The 17,820-nt window shown below is 59.8% G+C and carries 19 protein-coding genes and 1 tRNA gene; 8 read left to right on the top strand and 12 right to left on the bottom strand.

Annotation, left to right across the window (positions count from 1 at the left end):
- The first annotated feature begins 48 nt into the window (after window positions 1-48).
- Window positions 49-1,845: a radical SAM protein gene (locus IB244_RS21560; RefSeq protein ID WP_018859956.1), complete on the top strand. Its 1,797-nt coding sequence runs from the start codon at window positions 49-51 to the stop codon at window positions 1,843-1,845.
- A gap of 38 nt (window positions 1,846-1,883) precedes the next feature.
- On the opposite strand, the gene IB244_RS32430 is transcribed toward IB244_RS21560, so the two are convergent.
- The 5 genes from IB244_RS32430 to IB244_RS21535 all read right to left on the bottom strand — a co-directional run bounded on the left by IB244_RS32430 (window position 1,884) and on the right by IB244_RS21535 (window position 6,054).
- On the bottom strand, window positions 1,884-2,126 hold the full coding sequence (locus IB244_RS32430; protein WP_018859957.1) for a hypothetical protein: 243 nt from the start codon (window positions 2,124-2,126) through the stop codon (window positions 1,884-1,886).
- A gap of 336 nt (window positions 2,127-2,462) precedes the next feature.
- Complete coding sequence (gene tig, locus IB244_RS21550; RefSeq protein ID WP_192305521.1) at window positions 2,463-3,941, bottom strand: trigger factor; 1,479 nt, start codon at window positions 3,939-3,941, stop codon at window positions 2,463-2,465.
- Between the two features lie 186 nt (window positions 3,942-4,127).
- A tRNA-Leu gene (locus IB244_RS21545) sits at window positions 4,128-4,212 on the bottom strand.
- A gap of 154 nt (window positions 4,213-4,366) precedes the next feature.
- The gene (locus IB244_RS21540; protein ID WP_018859361.1) at window positions 4,367-4,954 is read right to left on the bottom strand and encodes a GDYXXLXY domain-containing protein; all 588 of its coding nucleotides are present in this window, start codon (window positions 4,952-4,954) and stop codon (window positions 4,367-4,369) included.
- Window positions 4,951-6,054 (bottom strand): DUF2157 domain-containing protein, encoded by a 1,104-nt coding sequence (locus IB244_RS21535; protein WP_192305519.1) that lies wholly within the window; start codon window positions 6,052-6,054, stop codon window positions 4,951-4,953. Before IB244_RS21535 ends, IB244_RS21540 begins: the two co-directional genes overlap by 4 nt.
- Before the next feature lie 869 nt (window positions 6,055-6,923).
- On the opposite strand from IB244_RS21535, the gene IB244_RS21530 reads away from it, so the two are divergent.
- The 3 genes from IB244_RS21530 to IB244_RS21520 all read left to right on the top strand — a co-directional run bounded on the left by IB244_RS21530 (window position 6,924) and on the right by IB244_RS21520 (window position 7,896).
- Window positions 6,924-7,070 (top strand): DUF1127 domain-containing protein, encoded by a 147-nt coding sequence (locus IB244_RS21530; protein WP_018859364.1) that lies wholly within the window; start codon window positions 6,924-6,926, stop codon window positions 7,068-7,070.
- A gap of 296 nt (window positions 7,071-7,366) precedes the next feature.
- Entirely contained in the window at window positions 7,367-7,510 is a 144-nt protein-coding gene (locus IB244_RS21525; protein ID WP_018859365.1) for a DUF1127 domain-containing protein, read from the top strand.
- 182 nt (window positions 7,511-7,692) lie between these two features.
- On the top strand, window positions 7,693-7,896 hold the full coding sequence (locus IB244_RS21520; RefSeq protein ID WP_026372073.1) for a hypothetical protein: 204 nt from the start codon (window positions 7,693-7,695) through the stop codon (window positions 7,894-7,896).
- A 58-nt stretch (window positions 7,897-7,954) separates the two neighbouring features.
- On the opposite strand, the gene IB244_RS21515 is transcribed toward IB244_RS21520, so the two are convergent.
- Window positions 7,955-8,842, bottom strand: a complete 888-nt coding sequence (locus IB244_RS21515) for a LysR family transcriptional regulator (RefSeq protein WP_026372074.1) — start codon at window positions 8,840-8,842, stop codon at window positions 7,955-7,957.
- A gap of 111 nt (window positions 8,843-8,953) precedes the next feature.
- Here IB244_RS21515 and IB244_RS21510 point away from each other — a divergent pair, with 111 nt between their 5' ends.
- The 4 genes from IB244_RS21510 to IB244_RS21495 all read left to right on the top strand — a co-directional run bounded on the left by IB244_RS21510 (window position 8,954) and on the right by IB244_RS21495 (window position 13,884).
- Window positions 8,954-9,571 carry a glutathione S-transferase family protein gene (locus IB244_RS21510; protein WP_018859368.1) on the top strand — a complete coding sequence of 206 codons (618 nt, stop codon included), beginning with the start codon at window positions 8,954-8,956 and terminating at the stop codon, window positions 9,569-9,571.
- Between the two features lie 48 nt (window positions 9,572-9,619).
- The gene (locus IB244_RS21505) at window positions 9,620-11,689 is read left to right on the top strand and encodes a pyridoxamine 5'-phosphate oxidase family protein (RefSeq protein ID WP_192305517.1); all 2,070 of its coding nucleotides are present in this window, start codon (window positions 9,620-9,622) and stop codon (window positions 11,687-11,689) included.
- 76 nt (window positions 11,690-11,765) lie between these two features.
- The gene (trmFO, locus tag IB244_RS21500) at window positions 11,766-13,199 is read left to right on the top strand and encodes a methylenetetrahydrofolate--tRNA-(uracil(54)-C(5))-methyltransferase (FADH(2)-oxidizing) TrmFO (RefSeq protein WP_192305515.1); all 1,434 of its coding nucleotides are present in this window, start codon (window positions 11,766-11,768) and stop codon (window positions 13,197-13,199) included.
- A gap of 88 nt (window positions 13,200-13,287) precedes the next feature.
- Window positions 13,288-13,884, top strand: coding sequence for a class I SAM-dependent methyltransferase (locus tag IB244_RS21495; protein WP_018859371.1), 597 nt, complete (start codon window positions 13,288-13,290; stop codon window positions 13,882-13,884).
- Here IB244_RS21495 and IB244_RS32425 read toward each other — a convergent pair.
- From IB244_RS32425 to IB244_RS21470, 6 genes are all read right to left on the bottom strand, one after another.
- The gene (locus IB244_RS32425; RefSeq protein WP_312867262.1) at window positions 13,857-14,039 is read right to left on the bottom strand and encodes a GDCCVxC domain-containing (seleno)protein; all 183 of its coding nucleotides are present in this window, start codon (window positions 14,037-14,039) and stop codon (window positions 13,857-13,859) included. The genes IB244_RS21495 and IB244_RS32425 overlap by 28 nt on opposite strands.
- A gap of 76 nt (window positions 14,040-14,115) precedes the next feature.
- Entirely contained in the window at window positions 14,116-15,153 is a 1,038-nt protein-coding gene (locus tag IB244_RS21490) for an MBL fold metallo-hydrolase (protein ID WP_018859372.1), read from the bottom strand.
- Window positions 15,154-15,189: 36 nt separating this feature from the next.
- Entirely contained in the window at window positions 15,190-15,849 is a 660-nt protein-coding gene (locus tag IB244_RS21485; protein ID WP_018859373.1) for a peroxiredoxin, read from the bottom strand.
- 191 nt (window positions 15,850-16,040) lie between these two features.
- Window positions 16,041-16,508, bottom strand: coding sequence for a hypothetical protein (locus IB244_RS21480; protein ID WP_192305514.1), 468 nt, complete (start codon window positions 16,506-16,508; stop codon window positions 16,041-16,043).
- Between the two features lie 68 nt (window positions 16,509-16,576).
- Window positions 16,577-17,428, bottom strand: a complete 852-nt coding sequence (locus tag IB244_RS21475) for a phytoene/squalene synthase family protein (protein WP_018859375.1) — start codon at window positions 17,426-17,428, stop codon at window positions 16,577-16,579.
- A gap of 2 nt (window positions 17,429-17,430) precedes the next feature.
- Window positions 17,431-17,817 carry an Mth938-like domain-containing protein gene (locus tag IB244_RS21470; protein ID WP_113470175.1) on the bottom strand — a complete coding sequence of 129 codons (387 nt, stop codon included), beginning with the start codon at window positions 17,815-17,817 and terminating at the stop codon, window positions 17,431-17,433.
- Window positions 17,818-17,820 lie beyond the last annotated feature (3 nt).

Genomic DNA, 17,820 nt, shown 5'->3' with positions numbered 1-17,820 from the left:
CCACCGTGTCTGGTAGCGTCCATTTTCGGGGATTCCTCTTACCAGCGAGTGACCGTGCAAGATCTTCCAAAGACTGCCGAACGGACCTTTCAGCTCATCCTCATCAAGCCGTCGCACTATGACGATGACGGCTATGTAATCCGGTGGTGGCGGGCGATGATCCCGTCGAATTCCTTGGCTGCGATCTATGGAATCGCTGCCGACTGCGCCGAACGCAAGGTATTGGGGCCCAATGTCGGGATCGAGATTACGGTCATCGACGAGACCAACACTCGGGTCAACGTCCCCGCACTTCTCAAGCGGCTTGAACAGCACGACAATTTCGGGATGATCGCCCTGGTTGGTGTGCAGTCGAACCAATATCCGCGGGCGCTCGACATTGCCCGGCCCTTCCGCGCTGCCGGAATTCCGGTTTCGATGGGCGGTTTTCACGTGTCGGGATGCCTGGCCATGCTCGACGGCAAGGCGGTCGGCCTCGACGCCTGTCGCGAGATGGGCATCTCGATGTTTGCTGGAGAGGCAGAAGGCCGGTTGGACCGCGTTCTACAGGACGCCGCCGCCGGCAAGCTTGAGCCGCTCTACAATTTCATGAACGACCTGCCCAGCATCGAAGGTGCCGCCGTCCCATTTCTGCCGAAAACCAATGTCGCGCAGACGCTCGGCCTCAGCACGAGTTTTGACGCCGGCCGTGGCTGCCCCTATCAGTGCTCCTTCTGCACCATCATCAACGTGCAGGGCCGCAAGTCGCGTTTCCGCTCGGCCGACGATGTCGAAAAGCTGGTGCGAATGAACTGGGCGCAAGGCATCCATAAGTTCTTCATCACCGACGACAATTTCGCACGCAACAGGGATTGGGAAGCAATCTTCGACCGCCTGATCGAACTCAGGGAGAAGGACGGCATTCCGCTCGGATTGATGATCCAGGTGGACACCCTCTGCCACAAGATCCCGAACTTCATCGAAAAGTCAAAGCGTGCCGGCGTCACCCGCGTCTTCATCGGGCTTGAGAACGTAAACCCGGACAACCTCACGGCGGCCAAGAAGAACCAGAACAAGATCACCGAATACCGGAAGATGCTGCTTGCCTGGAAGGCACAGGGCATCATGACTCTCGCCGGTTACATTCTCGGTTTCCCCGCGGACACGCCGGAGACGATCCGCCGCGACATCGCGATCATCCAGCACGAACTGCCTCTTGATGTCATTGAATTCTTCGTGCTGACACCACTGCCGGGCTCGGAAGACCACCAGACCTTGTGGAAGAAAGGCGTCGAGATGGACGCCGATCTCAACATTTACGACGTGGAGCACGTCTGCACCGCGCATCCGAAGATGAGCAAGCAGGAATGGGAGGGCATCTACCAGGAGGCCTGGTCGCTCTACTATTCGCCGGAGCACATGAAGACGCTGCTGCGCCGGGCCGTTGCCACGGGCGTGCCGCTCGCCAGCCTCGTGAAGGTCCTTGTGTCGTTCGCCACAACTGTACCGTTGGAGAACGTGCATCCATTGCAGAGCGGCCTTCTACGTCTCAAGCATCCCTCCGAACGGCGGCCCGATATGCCGCGAGAAAGCGCTGTAACCTTCTGGCCGCGTTTCGTCTGGGAGACGGTCACCAAACACCTGTCGCTAGGTGCGACCATTGCCAAGCTTGCAATCAGCGCCTTCTTCATCGCACGAGACAAAGCGTCCAAAGCCTATATGGACCAGGCACTGACACCGGTCGGTGACCATGAGGATGAGACGCTTGAACTCTTCACGAAGACAGCCGGCGGGCGGGCTGCTGTGTCCCACATTCACAAGGTCGCGGAATTGACCCACGCCCACAAGGCCCGACCGGCAGTCTGAGGTCGACCGCCGCCGCCGACAACGCAAGAACGGGCCGGTTAAATTTGTGCCGCAGAGATCGCCGCTATATTGAGTAGTGACGCAGCTTGAAGCGTGTCGAGAAATTCCACGCACTCAACCAGCCTGCCGTTCTCGAAGGTCATCTTGTCCATGATTTCGGTATCGAACTTGGTCGTACTATGACGCATCTGGCCGACGCGATGAACCGGTGCAACATTTCCGTCGACACGGATGTCGAGTTCCAGCGCCGTCATGTCCCAGGTGTCAATGAACTGCCGCATCGTCGCGCGGAGTGCAGCGCTGCCGACAACCGGGTTGGTGAGTGACGCCAGATACTGGCTGCCTTCTGCCCGGAAAACGCAATTGTCCCAAGGAATGACATAAGCGCATCAAGGTCCCCCCGATGCCGCGCCTCGAAAATCCGCCTTGTCAGGTCTGCGCCGGAAGCCATCGTCAATCCTTCCCCTGCCAACAACGCTTAGATTGCATCAGATCATTCCCAAATGCAACCATATCGTGTGACCTGGACGGACGGCAGCCTAAAAGCAGGCACGCGACCTGGAAAAGAAAAAGCCCCGCACAAGGCGGGGCTTTCGTAAATTTCAACTGGCCGAAGATTACTCGGCGCCTTCCTCGGAAGCCTTCTTCTTCGGAGCTGCTTTCTTCTTCGGAGCAGCTTCTTCGCCTTCAGCAGCTTCTGCCTTTGCAGCAGCCTTCTTCTTAGGAGCGGCCTTCTTGGCATCCTTCTCGGACGCTTCGCCTTCTTCGTCGGCGAGCAGTTCTTCCTTGGTCACCTTCTTGTCCGTGACGTCGATTTCGGTCAGCAGATGGTCGATGACCTTTTCTTCGAAGATCGGAGCGCGGATCGAGGCTGCCGCACCCGGCTGGCTGCGGAAGAAGTCAAGGATCTGCTTTTCCTGGCCCGGATACTGGCGCAGCTGCTCGTAGATGGCGCGCTGCATTTCGTCTTCGCTTACTTCGACGCCGGCCTTTTCGCCGATTTCAGAGAGAACGAGGCCGAGGCGAACGCGACGCTCAGCGAGCTTTTTGTACTCTTCGCGTGCCTTCTCTTCCGTCGTGTCTTCGTCTTCGAAGGTCTTGCCGGACTGAGCGAGATCGTTGGCGACCTGGTTCCAGATGCCGTTGTACTCGGCGTCGACGAGCGAGGCCGGGGTCTCGAACTTGTACATTTCGTCGAGCTGGTCGAGGATCTGACGCTTGACCTTCTGGCGGGTCATCGAGCCGTACTGCGACTCGATCTGGCCGCGGACGATTTCCTTCAGACGGTCAGCCGATTCAAGGCCGAGCTTTTTGGCCAACTCGTCGTTGATTTCAACGTCGGCCGGAGCAGCAACGTCCTTGACCGACACGTCGAAGGTGGCTTCCTGGCCAGCGAGGTTCTTGGCCGGGTAGTCAGCCGGGAAGGTAACGGTGATGGTCTTCTCGTCACCAGCCTTGGTGCCGACCAGCTGGTCTTCAAAGCCCGGGATGAACCGGCCGGAGCCGAGAACGAGTTCGGCGCCCTGGTCGGTGCCGCCCTCGAAGGCAACGCCGTCGACCTTGCCGACGTAGTCCATCGTGATGCGGTCGCCGTTGGCGGCCTTGCCCTTCTTGGTTTCGTACGAACGGGCGCTTTCAGCGACCTTCAGAACCTGTTCGTTGACTTCCTCTTCGGAGATGTCGACGACTTCGCGCGTGATCTTGATGCCCTTGTTGGACTTCAGTTCGATCGGCGGCAGAACTTCGTAGGACAGCGTGAACTCGAAGTCCTTCTGAGCGGCGAGGATCTGTTCTGCCTCGTCCTTGTCTTCCGTCATCGCGATTTCCGGCTGCGTCGCGGACTTTTCGCCGCGTTCGGCCAAGATGGCGGTCGGCTGCTCGCGGACGATCTCGTTGACGAGGTCGGCCATAATGGACTTGCCGTAAACCTTCTTGAGGTGAGCGGCCGGAACCTTGCCCGGACGGAAGCCGTTGATGCGGACCTTGTCCTTCACGTCGGCAAGACGCTCATTCATCTTGACTTCCATGTCCTTGGCCGGGATTACGACCTTGATTTCGCGCTTCAGCCCTTCAGCGAGCGTTTCGATAACCTGCATGTCTTCCTACCTCATTTCGTGGCGGCCGTGCCCAGACGCCGTTCGTTTCGATGAGCACGACGCCGGAAAGTTGCCGAGCGTGGCTTGTTCTCAATTCTTATTCATTCCGCCCCTGGCGGAACGGCGCCTTGCTGCCGGGTAATCGAGGAACACCGGTTCCGGTCCCCCCGCCTGCAAGCCAGCTTTTGGTGCGGGTAGAGAGACTTGAACTCCCACGCCTTGCGGCACCAGAACCTAAATCTGGCGTGTCTACCAATTTCACCATACCCGCGTTCTCAAAAACCGCATGCATATGCCTGCACATGAGGCCTTCCGGAGCGCGGCGTCTCTATAACACCCGATTTGGGAGAGGCAAAGGAAAAATGAAGGGCAAATGACAGTGATTTCGCCCGCGCTCGCAGGCTTCCACACCATTCGGCGTCAACTTAATAAAGAGGCTCGTCGTAGGCGGGCTTCCCGTCGACGAGCAGGCTGCGTATCTGTGGCGTTCCATCCGAGGCCACGCGAACGGCAATGGAGACGTCACCGCCCTGGCGCGCCTTCTCCAAGGCCGTGCCTTGGCCTTCCGGAACGTAATAGCGTTCGATGCCATACTCGACGCGGATGTGGTCGGCGGAATTGGGGCCATAACTATAGAAAGGCCTGCTATGCAGAACCACGGTGCCCGGTTGCTCGGCCAAGCGTTCGAACGATGCTTCGACAATGCCCCAGAATCCGCCATCGCCAGGCTTCAGCCGCACCCATAGGCTCTTCTTGCCCTGGTCCTGCGGTACACCGCCAACAATCGATGCTACCGGGACCGAGGAGATCTCGTAGTTCAGCACGACATAGTCACCGCGCAGAAAGTCGCGCGGATCGACGGGCGCGGTCTTCAGCAGAGCGTCGGTACCGCTGCGCAGAATCGACGCACGGCTCTCGATCGCATAGCCAAGAACGGCGGTCTGCAGCGCCGCTACGATGATTGCAGCGACGATGTAGCGGCTGCCTGAGCCTTGCGGCGAGAAAATGCTCATACGCTTGCCTCCGGAGTTCTGAGGGCAAATCGCCGCTCGAGGCGAATGACGAGCCACGCGACGGCCGCAACGAAGAGCCCCGAGAACAGGAAGAGGCTCGATGTCCCGAGAATCGACCCGACGGTCACCGACGCAAGGTAGAGCATCTCAGCGGCAAAGGCGGCGTAGGCCAGATAGCGCACCGCACCGTTGTTTCGTCCCTGGAGCGCAATGGCAACAACTGCGGCGCCCAGCGTCACCAGCGCCAATGTCACGAACTGCCAGCCATGCTCCAGTTCAATATGGAGCAGAAGGAGACCGATGATGGCGACGAGGAAAGTGTAAAAGGCAGGAGCCGATCCGGCAGTCCTGAGAAGCGCGGAACGTCGTGCTACCGGCAGGCTGACGAGAACAAAGGCGAGCATGCCGCCGATAGCATAGGCGAGCGCGAGCCAGAAATTCTCGTTCACCGCATAGAGCCAGGTAAGCCAGGCGACAAGCAGCAGATACGCGAGATGGCGCGCGCGATCCGCGCCGGTGAGGTGGACGAGACCAATGACAACCGCTGCCATGAGCGGCACAATCCAGGGATCGAGGCCGACCCAGCGCGTATCGTAGGTATCGAGATAGGCCGCGAAGCTGCCCCAAGACAGAAAGCCTGCCACCGCGGCGACGACGCCGGAGCGAAACAGCACCGCCGAAACCACTGCCATGCCAAACCACAGGTACATGACCGTCAGTTGGTCTCCCGACAGATGATACATCTGCCCGATCAGCGAAATCGCTCCACCGAAGGCCAATGTCCCGATCACCAGCAGTCCGCCCGCTGCGCCGGTTGCGCCGCGCCTGAGCATGACCGCCGCGCCGAGATGCACGACCCAGATGATTGCAAGAATGACGGCGACGCGCACAAGACGCGGGATGGCTTCCCAATTCGAAGCGACAACCAGCAGGATCGCCGCCCCTAGCAGGATTGCCGCGAGGATCATCAGCACGTTGCCAAGGCTGAAGCTTGCCGGGCGCGCGTCATATTCCTCCAAGAGCGCTCCTGCAGTTGCCTCCGGCAAGAGCCCCTTTTCCACCCAAAGCGAGAGGTCTCGCTCCAATCGACCGCGATACATGCCCTACTCCGCCAAACGCGCGACTACGCGCTTCCTCTCTTTGCTTTATAGCCGTTGATCGAGCACGAGGGAAATATTCCCATACGAATTCGTCATTGGGCGAATTTGGGGTGCTTTTTAACCGATCCATAACGGCAGGTTGCTAATATACACTCCATACTCGCAAGCCATGCGATTTCTGCATGGGCAGCATGATTATATTGCACTGCAAAATACCAGTAAGACGATTTATATTATTAATCAGAAGGCAAGGGGACGGCGCCCTGCCCCGGGTTACCGGAAAAGCCTGCGAAGATGATCTTCGTAACGAAATTCGGAGCAGCGCACTCCTCCTCCCAGCGCCCTCCGATAGACTGACGACACTCCTCCTCCTCCCAGTTGTCAGTCACCCTAACGACGCCCACCGGATCCTCCCCCGGTGGGCGTTTGGTTTTCGACAATATCGCAGCGTGGTTTTCCAATGCCTGTTGGACAGCGGTGGCGGATGTGCCTCCCGCAGGTCGCGCCGGTCTAATGGCCTGGCAGCAGGCTCATCGGAGGCAGCAACGACCCCGCAGCCGCTGACCGCCGAACCAAATTTTGCTGCGACCTCCTTGTCGTAGCTGAATATGCCAACCGGCGGCCACTCTGCCTCGCAAGGAGAAAAGGCAACGCGGGCCGGCATACACCAACCATTCTGCCTAATGATTAACCACATAGGCGCGAAATCACGGCGATTAGCACTTGAGACTTGCGCTTAATGCATAGGTGATCTGAAATCTTGTCTCTGCTACGACTTCGCAGCGCAACATATATTGCAGTCATCAAATAGAGGTCAGCGCCGATCGGCGGCAGCTGGCAGATCGCAAGCCCTAGGAAAGGGGACCAAAATGAACTTCTCTCGCTCTTTCAACAACTGGCGCAAGTATCGTCAGACTGTTTCCGAACTCGGCCGCATGACCAACCGCGAATTGCACGACCTCGGTATCGACCGTTCTGACATCCATCGTGTTGCTCGCGAGGCTTCTGCCCGCTAATCCAAGCGACTTGCTATCCTCCCAAGCAAGATCGCCTTGATAAAACGCCCGCTGCCCCTAGCAACGGGCGTTTTCTTTTGCCTGGCTACCAGCTTCCGCGATAGTTGCAGTCAATTCCCCGTCCCTTTTGGCGTGGCTCAGAAAACAATCGCTGCATTCGGAATGAGCATCACATGCACAATTGCATAGCAGATGCCGCTTCTTTGCACTGCACAATATGACAGAGAAGACTTATATGAACGTCAACGATGAGACGGCGATGGGGCCGCTCTGACGATCATTCTGAGGAAAAGAACATGAACCCGATCCGCATTGCAAAGAACTGGATGAGCTATCGCCGCACGCTCAGCGAACTTGGCAGCCTCTCCAACCAGGCGCTCGCCGACATCGGCGTTACCCGCTACGACATCCGCAATATCGCTTCCCGCTCGTTCCGCTAATAGCGGCGAGCGTGAAGCTTCCAAGACGGCGCCTTTGGCGCCGTTTTTGATTCTGAGCCCCTTCACGGCGAGCGCGCCCGCCACGGGCATGGCTGTTAATACCGCACTTCCATCATCCTTTAGGATGGACTCATATTAGTCATTGTGAAAGTATCCGGCATTACCCAAGGGAGACATGCGTAATGTGCCGATATAATCTTCGCATGGAGGACGGACTCTGGACCGTTGTCGATGCCACGACACAACGGCCGGCGGAGTTGAACAACGTGCAGATGGCTCGGATGACGTGGCGCGAAGCATGCGACATGGTCGATATCCTGAACAACCTCGATCGTATAAGCTCCCTGTCCGAATGCTACGAAGCCTCGGCCAAGGCCATGGCATAAATGCCGCCTTTGCGGCACAGCGTATCGGGCTGATATCTACCTCGACATCGGTCTGCCTCTAGAGGCCGAGCGCCTTTATCTTCTGAACAGCAAAGTCCACGAAAGCACGTGTCTTGGCTGAGACGTGCCTGCCCTCTACGTGGACCACGTGGATCGGCAGTGGCTCTTCCTCGTACTGATCGAGCACCGTCCTCAACCGACCGGCAGCAAGATGCTCCGCCACCTGATAGGACAAGGTCCGCGTCAGGCCCCACCCCGTCAACGCCGCGGAGATCGATGCATCGACGGTGTTGCAGTACATGCGCGGGTGAAGCTTGACGGGCGTATGGTTGGGCGCGAAGTGCCAGTCCAACGGCGCCGATGATCCCGTATTGACGATGGTCACGTGCCGGGTGAGATCCGCCGGCGTTACCGGCTCGCCATGACGCGCGAAATAGGCCGGCGCGCCGCAGACAACGCGGCGCACGCCGCCGACTTTGTTCGCCTGCTGGTCCGAGTCCTGCAGGTGGCCGATACGAATGGCGACGTCGATGCCCTCCTCCACGAGATTGACCATCCTATCGAAGAACAGGACGCGCCCGGTGACCGCCGGGTGCGTGCTGAGAAACGCGGTCAAAATCGGGACGACATGGATCTGACCGAACAATACCGGCGCAGTGATGCTGAGGATTCCGGATGCCGTTGAATGGGATCCACCGGCAGAGGCTTCCGCCTCGTCGATATCACTGAGAATCCTTCGGCAGTCGTCGGCATATCGGCTGCCTGATGGCGTCAGCTTCACCGAGCGCGTTGAGCGCACGAACAGCCTAGCACCTGTAGTTTCCTCCAGATAGGCAACTGCGCGCGTAACGGCCGGAGCGCTCATGTGAAGTTGGCGTGCAGCCTGCGCAAAGCTTGCCGTCTCGGCGACCTTGACCAAAACCCTCATGCATTGAAGCCGATCCATAGGATATCCCGCAATATTCCACAAATTGAAATAGTGACTTTCGTATTATCGCAATTCAACGCGCAGCAGGAAACAATTATTGTTTGTTCACCTCAATCGGAGATCAGATCGATGAAGCTGTACTCGCATCCTCTATCGGGCCATGCCCATCGCGCCCGCCTCTTTCTGTCGCTTATCGGCGTCGATGCCGAAATCGTGGAGGTCGACCTAGCGGCGGGAGAACACAAGAGCCCCGATTTCCTGGCGCTCAACCCATTCGGGCAGCTGCCGGTGCTTCAGGACGGCGACACCGTCGTCAGCGACTCCAACGCCATTCTTGTCTATGTCGCCAAGACGTATGCGCCGGAGGGATGGCTGCCGGAGGAGCCGGCAGCGGCGGCTGCGGTTCAGCGGTGGCTGTCGGTCGCGGCGGGCGAGATCGCCTATGGTCCATGCGCGGCCCGTCTTGTGACCTTATTCGGCGCGAAATTCGATACTGAAGAAGTGATCGCGAGAGCTCATCGCATTCTTGGCCTTGTCGATGCCCAACTGACCGGTCGTGAATGGATCGTCTCAACGAGACCGACGATCGCCGACATCGCCCTCTACAGCTACATCGCACGGGCGCCTGAGGGGAACGTCGACCGGTCTGCCTACCGTAGCGTAACGACCTGGCTCGAGCGCATAGAAGCTCTTCCCGGCTTTCAGCCTTTCCAGAAATCACCCGTCGGCATTGTCGAGGCCGCTTAAGGCGCCGCATCGCACCGCACCCGACCAAAAGCCGTGAAGGAGCCAGTTATGCCCACCGAGGCACAGAGCACCACCTCCTCTCCCTGGCATGCCGGAGAGATCGCACTGCAGGAGAAGGTCGGCGTCGCGAAGCGAATGGACGAAGTGGGCCGCCGCGTGCTGCGAGATCACCTGATCGATCAGCATCGGCAGTTCTACCCGCAGCTGCCCTTCATCGTACTTGGGACGGTAGATGAAGACGGCAACGCATGGGCGACACTCCGTGCCAATCGTCCGGGCTTCCTTCAGAGCCCGGACGTCCACACACTGAGTGTCGACCTTCCCCGTGAGCCGCTCGACCCGGCCGACGCGGGAATGGACGACGGCAAGGCCATTGCCATGTTGGGCATCGAGCTCCACACGCGCCGTCGCAACCGGCTGAATGGCACTATCCATCGAACCGGGCAGGACGGCTTCGATGTGCGTGTTGGGCAGGCCTACGGCAACTGCCCGCAATATATCCAGCTGCGCGATTTCGAGTTTACACGGGATCCAATGCAGCCCTCCGGGTACGACCCGGTCAGTTTTGGCAATCTGGAGGGTCGGCCTGCCGAAATGATCGCCAAGGCGGATACATTCTTCGTCGCCTCGTATGTCGGCCGCGACCATGAAGGGCGCCAAATCGATGTTTCGCATCGTGGCGGCCGGCCCGGCTTTGTCCGGATTGGCGAGGACAGTGTTCTGACGATCCCGGACTTTGCCGGCAATCTCTTCTTCAACACGCTCGGCAACATTCTTGCCAATCCGCGGGCGGGGTTGGTCTTCGCGGATTTCGAGAGCGGCGACCTGCTGCAGTTATCGGGCAGCGCCGAGGTCATTCTGGAATCGCCTGAGATAGCGGCGTTCCAGGGGGCGGAGCGTCTGTGGCGCTTTCGCCCGACACAGATCGTCTACCGGCAGGAAGCGTTGCCGCTGCGCTGGCGATCGCGCGCCAATGGTCCATCTCCCAACTCCCTGATGACCGGGAGTTGGGATGAGGCTGACGCGCGGCTTCAGGCGATTGCCCTCGCCAAGAGCTGGCGGCCCTTCCGCGTCACCCGGATCGTCGAAGAGAGCGCCAGCGTGCGCTCGTTCTATCTCGAACCGATAGACGAAGGCGGGATCATTCCGCATGTCTCCGGCCAGCACCTACCGATCCGCATCAAGCTCGAGGGATCGGATGTGCCGGCGGTGCGCACCTATACGATCTCCTCGGCCCCCTCCGACAGTATCTATCGCATCAGCGTCAAGCGCGAAGGGCTTGTCTCGGCGCATCTTCACGATGCCATCCGGCAAGGAGACATCATCGAGACACGCGCCCCGACAGGCGCGTTCACGATCGACCCCGGCGAGAGACGCCCTGCCGTCTTGCTGGCGGCGGGCATCGGGATCACCCCCCTGCTCGCGATGCTGCGGCATGTCGTCTACGAGGGGCTGCGAACCAGGCGGATACGACCGACCTGGCTGATCTATTCAGCGCACAACGCGTCGGAACGTGCATTCAATGCCGAGCTGCAGGCACTCGCCGCAGTGTCCGGCGGCGTCGTTAAGCTGGTCCGGTTGCTCAGCGATACTTCTGATACGGTCGCTGGTGAAGACTATGACAAGCAGGGGCGGGTCGACATGACCCTGCTCAGCAGCGTGTTGCCGTTCAACGACTACGACTTTTATCTGTGCGGTCCAGCCGGCTTCATGCAGTCGGTCTATGATGGCCTGCGTGGATTGAATATCTCCGATAGCCGCATCAATGCCGAACCGTTTGGACCCGCGTCTCTCCAGCGATCGGGAGATGCGCTCCCGCGATCGCCCGCGCGCGCCGCCGCTGAAGAACCGCAGCCGGTCTATTTCATGCGCTCCGGTAAGGAAGCACGCTGGGAGCCAGGATCGGGCACGTTGCTCGAGCTTGCCGAAGCGCGCGGCTTGGCGCCCGAGTTCAGCTGTCGCCTTGGCAATTGCGGAAGTTGCAGGACGAAAATCCTGTCAGGCTCCGTCGCATACACGAAGGAGCCGACCGCCGACACCGCCGATGACGAAGCGCTGATTTGCTGCGCCGTGCCGGCGGCGAGCGACACGGGCGCTCGGCTGAAGCTGGATATTTGACGGCATCGGTGCCGGCATCGATCAGTCGCCAATTCTTCGGTTTCCTGCGCCAGCCCAGCGTGGTAATCAGCCGCGCATGAACAAGACCTTTTCCCATTCTCCCATCCATGTGGTCGGCGGCGGGCTCGCCGGCTCCGAGGCAGCCTGGCAGATCGCAAATGCCGGCGTGCCGGTTATCCTGCACGAGATGCGCGGCGTGCGTGGCACCGACGCCCACAAGACCGACGGCTTGGCCGAGCTCGTGTGCTCCAACTCCTTCCGCTCTGACGACGCGACCAGCAACGCGGTTGGCGTTATCCATGCCGAAATGCGCATGGCGGGATCGCTGATCATGGCGTGCGCCGACAAGCATCAGGTCCCCGCCGGTGGCGCGCTGGCCGTCGACCGCGACGGTTTCTCGGACGCCGTTACCAAAGCGATCCAAGAGCACCCGTTGATCACGGTCGTTCGTGAAGAAGTAACCGGCTTGCCGCCGACAGAATGGGATCTCGCCATCGTTGCCACCGGCCCGTTGACGGCACCTTCCCTTGCAAGCGCCATCGAGGCCGAGACGGGCGCGGACGCGCTGGCCTTCTTCGACGCAATCGCGCCGATCGTTCATCGGGACAGCATCGATATGGATATCTGCTGGTACCAGTCGCGCTATGACAAGGTCGGTCCCGGTGGCACCGGCAAGGATTACATCAACTGCCCGATGACCGAAGAGCAGTACAACGCTTTCGTCGATGCCCTGATTGCCGGCGATACTGTCGGATTCAAGGAGTGGGAAGGAACGCCTTACTTCGACGGCTGTCTTCCGATCGAGGTGATGGCAGAGCGCGGCCGCGAGACGCTGCGGCACGGCCCGATGAAGCCGATGGGCCTGACCAATGCGCACAACCCGACGGTCAAGGCCTATGCCGTCGTTCAGTTGCGCCAGGACAATGCGCTCGGCACGCTCTACAACATGGTCGGCTTCCAGACGAAGTTGAAATACGGGGCCCAGGCCGAGATCTTCCGCATGATCCCGGGGCTCCAGAAAGCCGAATTCGCTCGCCTCGGCGGCCTTCACCGTAATACCTACATCAATTCGCCCACGCTGCTCGACCCGTCGCTCACGCTCAAGTCCCGCCCGGGCCTGCGCTTTGCCGGGCAGATTACTGGCTGCGAAGGCTATGTCGAAAGCGCCAGCGTCGGCCTCATGGCTGGCCGGTTCGCCGCTGCCGAGCGAAAGGGAGAGGGAGTATCCCTGCCGCCGGCAACGACGGCGCTCGGCTCGCTGCTCGGCCACATCACGGGCGGACACATCGTCAACGACGAGGAGCCGGGCAAGCGGTCGTTTCAGCCGATGAACATCAATTTCGGCCTGTTCCCCGAGCTGGAGCCCGGCTCGATCGTCAAACCCGAAGGCGTGAAGCGTTTCCGCGGCAAGGACAAGACGATCATGAAGCGGCAGCTGATCGCCAAGCGGGCGCTTGCGGATTGTGCCACCTGGCTCGGGCAGGACGTCAAGCTCGCGGAGAGTGCGTAATCGAGCCGGGAGCCTACCGATCTAGCCATCGACAGGCGTCTCGTCGCTGTCGAAATTCTGTGTGGTGAGACCTCCTCGGGGGCGTGACATGGCAGCATTGTTTCAAGGCACGTCCATGCCGGACAGGGATTGGTGGTCTGTGCTGTGGCCTGATCCCCAAGGGCTGCTTCAACAGATTGGCATCCGGCGGGGCATGAGCGTTCTCGACCTTTGCTGCGGCGACGGTTACTTCACCGGCCCGCTCGCAGCACTGGTCGACGGACGGTTGGCGGCGCTCGATCTCGATCCCGCCATGATCGAGCTGGCAAAGGCCGAAGTTGAGCGCAGCGGCGCGTCAGTTCGCCAGTGGATTTGCGCGGACGCCACGTCGGCGCTGGCGAAACACCTTGACGAACCGGTCGATTTTGTCTTGATCGCCAATACCTTCCACGGCGTTCCTGACCAAATAGGTCTCGCATGTTCCGTAAGGGAAGTTCTGAAACCGGACGGCCTGTTCTGCATCGTCAACTGGCACCCGGCTCCGCGAGAGGAAACGGTGGTCCTAGGCAAGCCCCGGGGACCGCGAACCGAGATGCGCATGTCGCCCGAAGCGGTTCGTACCGTTGTTGAGACTGCTGGCTTTTCCATGCAGCGGGTCGTCGATCTGCCGCCCTATCACTACGCGGCCCTGTTCGAGGTGGCCTGACAACACCGCGAGATCGCGCGGGTTTGGATCGGCGGGCACGGAACCGACCCGTATGAGCAAAAGACGCAGCAATCGCCGTGCTTCGCCTTAAGCGTCGCGCCGCAGCCCTGGCATTCGTGGAACCAAACGCAGGCATCGACCGGCACCGTTTCCACTGATCGGTGCCCTCAGATCGGACAGGTCAGAATCGATTGCCGCTGCACCATTGCATCGCTTGCCATAGGGCGCTCGTTAATGCGCGATCGGTCCGTCCGCCTTCTTCCAGGCGTCGATGCCGCCTTGAATATGAAAGGCCAGCGGAAGACCGGCGTCATGCGCTGCCTGCACGGCCATTGCCGATCGTTCGCCGAACGCGCAATAGAAAAGCAGCCTCTTGCGGGTTGAAGTTGCAAGCTCATGCAGCGTACCGCCAGCGCCTATGCTTTCCTCGAGCGAGGGATAGGGGACGTGAAGAGAGCCCGGGATCGTGCCGTTTCGCTGCCGTTCGGCATTCTCGCGCAGATCGACCAAGGCGACGTCGCCGAGGCCGACGACGCCCAGCGCTTGCTGCGCCGTCAGCGCCCAGCCATGGCGCATTACGTTGTCCTGGTTCATCCCGACCTTCATGTTAGCCGGAACGGCTACGTCCATCATCTTCGGATTGGCCAGTTTCAGATTGTTCATCAGATCGGCATATTCATCGGCGGATCTTACCTGCAGGCGTGGATTGAAGGCCTTTTCCTCGCCGATGGTCGAGACCGTATCGCCCTTGTAGTCGTGTGCAGGGAAGACCATCGTCGATTCCGGAAGCTTCAGCAGTCGGCCAAAGATCGACTCGTATTGCGCCCGGGGATCTCCGTTCTGGAAATCGGTGCGGCCGGTGCCGCGAATGAGCAGGGTGTCGCCGGTAAAAACACGGTCGGGCAAAACGAAACTGTAGGAATCGTCGGTGTGTCCCGGCGTATAAATCACATCGAGGGCGAGTCCCTCGATGGTCAGCTTCTCATTGTCCGACAGACGCATCGAAACGACGTCGGCCTTTGTTTGCTCTCCCATCACGGTAATACAATGGGTCTTGTCGCGCAGCGCGCCAAGACCTGTGATGTGGTCGGCATGGAGATGGGTATCTACGGCCTTCACGAGCTTCAGATCGAGCTCGCGGATGAGCTGAAGATAGCGATCAACCCTTTCCAACACCGGATCGATGATCAGCGCCTCGCCGCCATTCCGGCTTGCCAGCAAATAGGAATAGGTGCTCGACACCGGATCGAACAGCTGCCGGAAGATCATCCCCACCTCCTTCGTGGCGGCTTGCTTTGCGATTGCCTATCCGTGCGGTTGCGGCACGATCCTGATATAGGGCTTCGGTGCTCGCCAACCTTGCGGGTACTGCTTCTTTGCGTCGTCGTCGGAGACTGAACCGGCGATGATCACGTCCTCGCCGTTCTTCCAGTTCACTGGCGTAGCGACCTTGTGCTTTGCGGTAAGCTGCAGGGAATCGATGACCCGCAGCACCTCATCAAAGTTGCGCCCCGTGGTCATCGGATAGACCATGACCAGTTTGATCTTCTTGTCAGGCCCTATCACGAAGACGTTGCGGACGGTCTGATTGTCGGCTGGAGTGCGCTCGGTCGGATCGCCGGATACGAGCGCGGGCAGCATGTTGTAACGCTTCGATACCGCGTAATCGACGTCCGCGATCATCGGATAGTTTGGACGATAGCCCTGCGTTTCCTCGATGTCTATCATCCAGCTGGTGTGGCGTTCGAGCGGATCAACGGAAAGACCGATAATCTTCACACCGCGCTTGTCGAATTCGGGTTTGATCCGCGCCATGTAGCCGAGTTCGGTCGTGCATACGGGGGTAAAGTCCTTCGGATGCGAAAACAGCACTGCCCAGGAGTTGCCGATCCACTGGTGAAAACTGATCACGCCTTCGGTTGTCTGAGCTTCGAAATCCGGAGCGGTATCATTGATTGCAAGCATCACGCACCTCCATCGCGTTTGTGAATACAAACTCAAACTAATGCCGGATAGCGTAAATCTTGCGCCTATTTCGGACCGTAGGCAACGGCAAAACGGCCGCGGCGACGCATCGCGCGGGCCGCGCCGACGAGGATCATTGTGAATGCGGGACGGCCGCAGCGAAGGGATATCCCGGTTCGCCAGAACCTTTGCTACTGGCCGTTTGCGACCGTGGGATTGTGCGACGGCAATGCCTTGTCAGGCTCGGCCACGTAGTTGCCGAGCAGCCAAAGTGCGACCTCCGACGCCACCCTGGCGGACGCGAATTCAAAGGTGCCGCTGTGATGTGGTGCGTCGAGGAACTCTATGTTGAGGCCTCGCCCGGTTTCGGAGCCGAGCACACGCGCCCTTCCCGGCTCAAGAACATGGCACGAATAGTGCCGCTGCATATTCCGCATGATGCCGGCCTTGTTGTCATGCAAACGCACGAACACCGCCTGCCCATCGGCAGTCGCCTCCAACTGGCGGATTGCTTCGTTGGGGAAAGCCCGGTTGAACTCGATAATCGCGAGCCCGGTATCGTGCAGGCCATCTTCCTTGTTCTGCGCCGCCATGCGCGTCGAAATGAAGGCGATGAAGATGACGATCGCGAATATAACGCACCAGACGATTATGCTCACATCGCTCTCCGATCAAATCGACAACGGCGTCTTTATAACGCACGAGCCTTGCGCGAGTTTAAACAGGGTCAGATTTTCTTGCGCATCAGCGCAAGCAGCATGCCGGCCTGGCGCCGAAACTGCGATCGCTGGATCTGCCGATCGAACAGTCCCGCGCCTACCTTCTGGGCGTTGGAAAGAACCGGCTCCGCCATGGTGACAGGCAAAAAGGCGGGAAACACCGACTGCGGTATTGCGACACGTCTCGCCTTGGCAAGATGGTCGCGTCCAAGTCCCGCAAAGGCTTCGATCGCGGCAGAGATTCGCGGCTTGTCCTCGCCGGCGAGAAACGCATCACGATCGAGCCCGGTAGCGGACAGGATTTCAAGGGGAAGGTAGAGCTGGCCGCGGTGGCGATGCAACGGCATCAGGAGCAGAAGACCGGCGATGGCCTGCGCAACGCCCGCGTGCCCAGCAGCCTCAGCAGATGCGGTGGCCGCCTCCGGCGCAAGCACGAGACTTGCCAGTTGGATCAGCGCAGACGCCGTCTCGCCGGCATACCCCTCAAGTGAGACCCGCGTCACCATCGGATCGTCGTAGAGATCGAAGATGCGGGCATCGATCATGTTGACGAGTGTCTGCGATGGCAGGCGGTGGGTTTCAATCGCCGACAACAAGGCGGCGGCAATCGGGTTTGCCTGGGTGGAGCCGTGCGCGCCGCCCTCCAGCAGATCGCGCCAGTACTGCATGCGAACCTCCCCTGGAAGGGGATCGTGCACCAGATCGCGAATGCGCGCGAGCTCGGCGTTGAAAGCGTAGAGAGCTGCCAGAGCGCCCCGCCTTACTTCCGGCGCCAGCAGGCAAGCCAGATAGCGGTCGCGGTCGTTGTCACGCAGCGTCGCCAGGCAAATGTCCTGGTTCGTCAAAGACTGCTCCGCCATTGTCAAACCGCGATCAGTGCCGCGGCGACAGCGCGGGATTCCATGAGCATGATATTGAAGGTGCGGACGGCCGCGCCGGTGTTCATGGGATCCGAGGAAATACCTGCAGCCTTGAGCGCGGCCTTCAGATCAGGCGGGATCGGACGCATGTCGTCTCCCGTCCCGATCAGCAGAACCTCAATCTCGGCTGCTTCATCGAGCACCTTTTGAAAATTCTTGATCGACAGAGGCTTCGACATGTCCATGTCCCAGCCATAGATGCCGGACGGCAGGCAAAGGATCGACCCGCGATGAGACATGTCAGCGAAACGGAAGCCGCCATTGCCGTAGGTATCGATGGGCGCACGTCCAGGAAAATGCGCCTCGCGGATTTCTATGCCTCTTGCCATATT

Source organism: Rhizobium sp. RHZ02, from assembly GCF_014851575.1.
Classification (GTDB): domain Bacteria; phylum Pseudomonadota; class Alphaproteobacteria; order Rhizobiales; family Rhizobiaceae; genus Rhizobium; species Rhizobium altiplani.
Note: the sequence above shows the minus strand (reverse complement) of the source record. Positions and strands in the feature narration are given on the sequence as shown.

Bases quoted from the DNA above. Each gene is read 5' to 3' on its own strand.
- IB244_RS32430 (WP_018859957.1), bottom strand. From the start codon at position 2,126: ATGCGGCAGTTCATTGACACCTGGGACATGACGGCGCTGGAACTCGAC.
- tig (WP_192305521.1), bottom strand. From the start codon at position 3,941: ATGCAGGTTATCGAAACGCTCGCTGAAGGGCTGAAGCGCGAAATCAAG.
- IB244_RS21540 (WP_018859361.1), bottom strand. From the start codon at position 4,954: ATGAGCATTTTCTCGCCGCAAGGCTCAGGCAGCCGCTACATCGTCGCT.
- IB244_RS21535 (WP_192305519.1), bottom strand. From the start codon at position 6,054: ATGTATCGCGGTCGATTGGAGCGAGACCTCTCGCTTTGGGTGGAAAAG.
- IB244_RS21530 (WP_018859364.1), top strand. From the start codon at position 6,924: ATGAACTTCTCTCGCTCTTTCAACAACTGGCGCAAGTATCGTCAGACT.
- IB244_RS21525 (WP_018859365.1), top strand. From the start codon at position 7,367: ATGAACCCGATCCGCATTGCAAAGAACTGGATGAGCTATCGCCGCACG.
- IB244_RS21520 (WP_026372073.1), top strand. From the start codon at position 7,693: ATGTGCCGATATAATCTTCGCATGGAGGACGGACTCTGGACCGTTGTC.
- IB244_RS21515 (WP_026372074.1), bottom strand. From the start codon at position 8,842: ATGGATCGGCTTCAATGCATGAGGGTTTTGGTCAAGGTCGCCGAGACG.
- IB244_RS21510 (WP_018859368.1), top strand. From the start codon at position 8,954: ATGAAGCTGTACTCGCATCCTCTATCGGGCCATGCCCATCGCGCCCGC.
- IB244_RS21505 (WP_192305517.1), top strand. From the start codon at position 9,620: ATGCCCACCGAGGCACAGAGCACCACCTCCTCTCCCTGGCATGCCGGA.
- trmFO (WP_192305515.1), top strand. From the start codon at position 11,766: ATGAACAAGACCTTTTCCCATTCTCCCATCCATGTGGTCGGCGGCGGG.
- IB244_RS21495 (WP_018859371.1), top strand. From the start codon at position 13,288: ATGGCAGCATTGTTTCAAGGCACGTCCATGCCGGACAGGGATTGGTGG.
- IB244_RS21490 (WP_018859372.1), bottom strand. From the start codon at position 15,153: ATGATCTTCCGGCAGCTGTTCGATCCGGTGTCGAGCACCTATTCCTAT.
- IB244_RS21485 (WP_018859373.1), bottom strand. From the start codon at position 15,849: ATGCTTGCAATCAATGATACCGCTCCGGATTTCGAAGCTCAGACAACC.
- IB244_RS21475 (WP_018859375.1), bottom strand. From the start codon at position 17,428: ATGGCGGAGCAGTCTTTGACGAACCAGGACATTTGCCTGGCGACGCTG.
- IB244_RS21470 (WP_113470175.1), bottom strand. From the start codon at position 17,817: ATGGCAAGAGGCATAGAAATCCGCGAGGCGCATTTTCCTGGACGTGCG.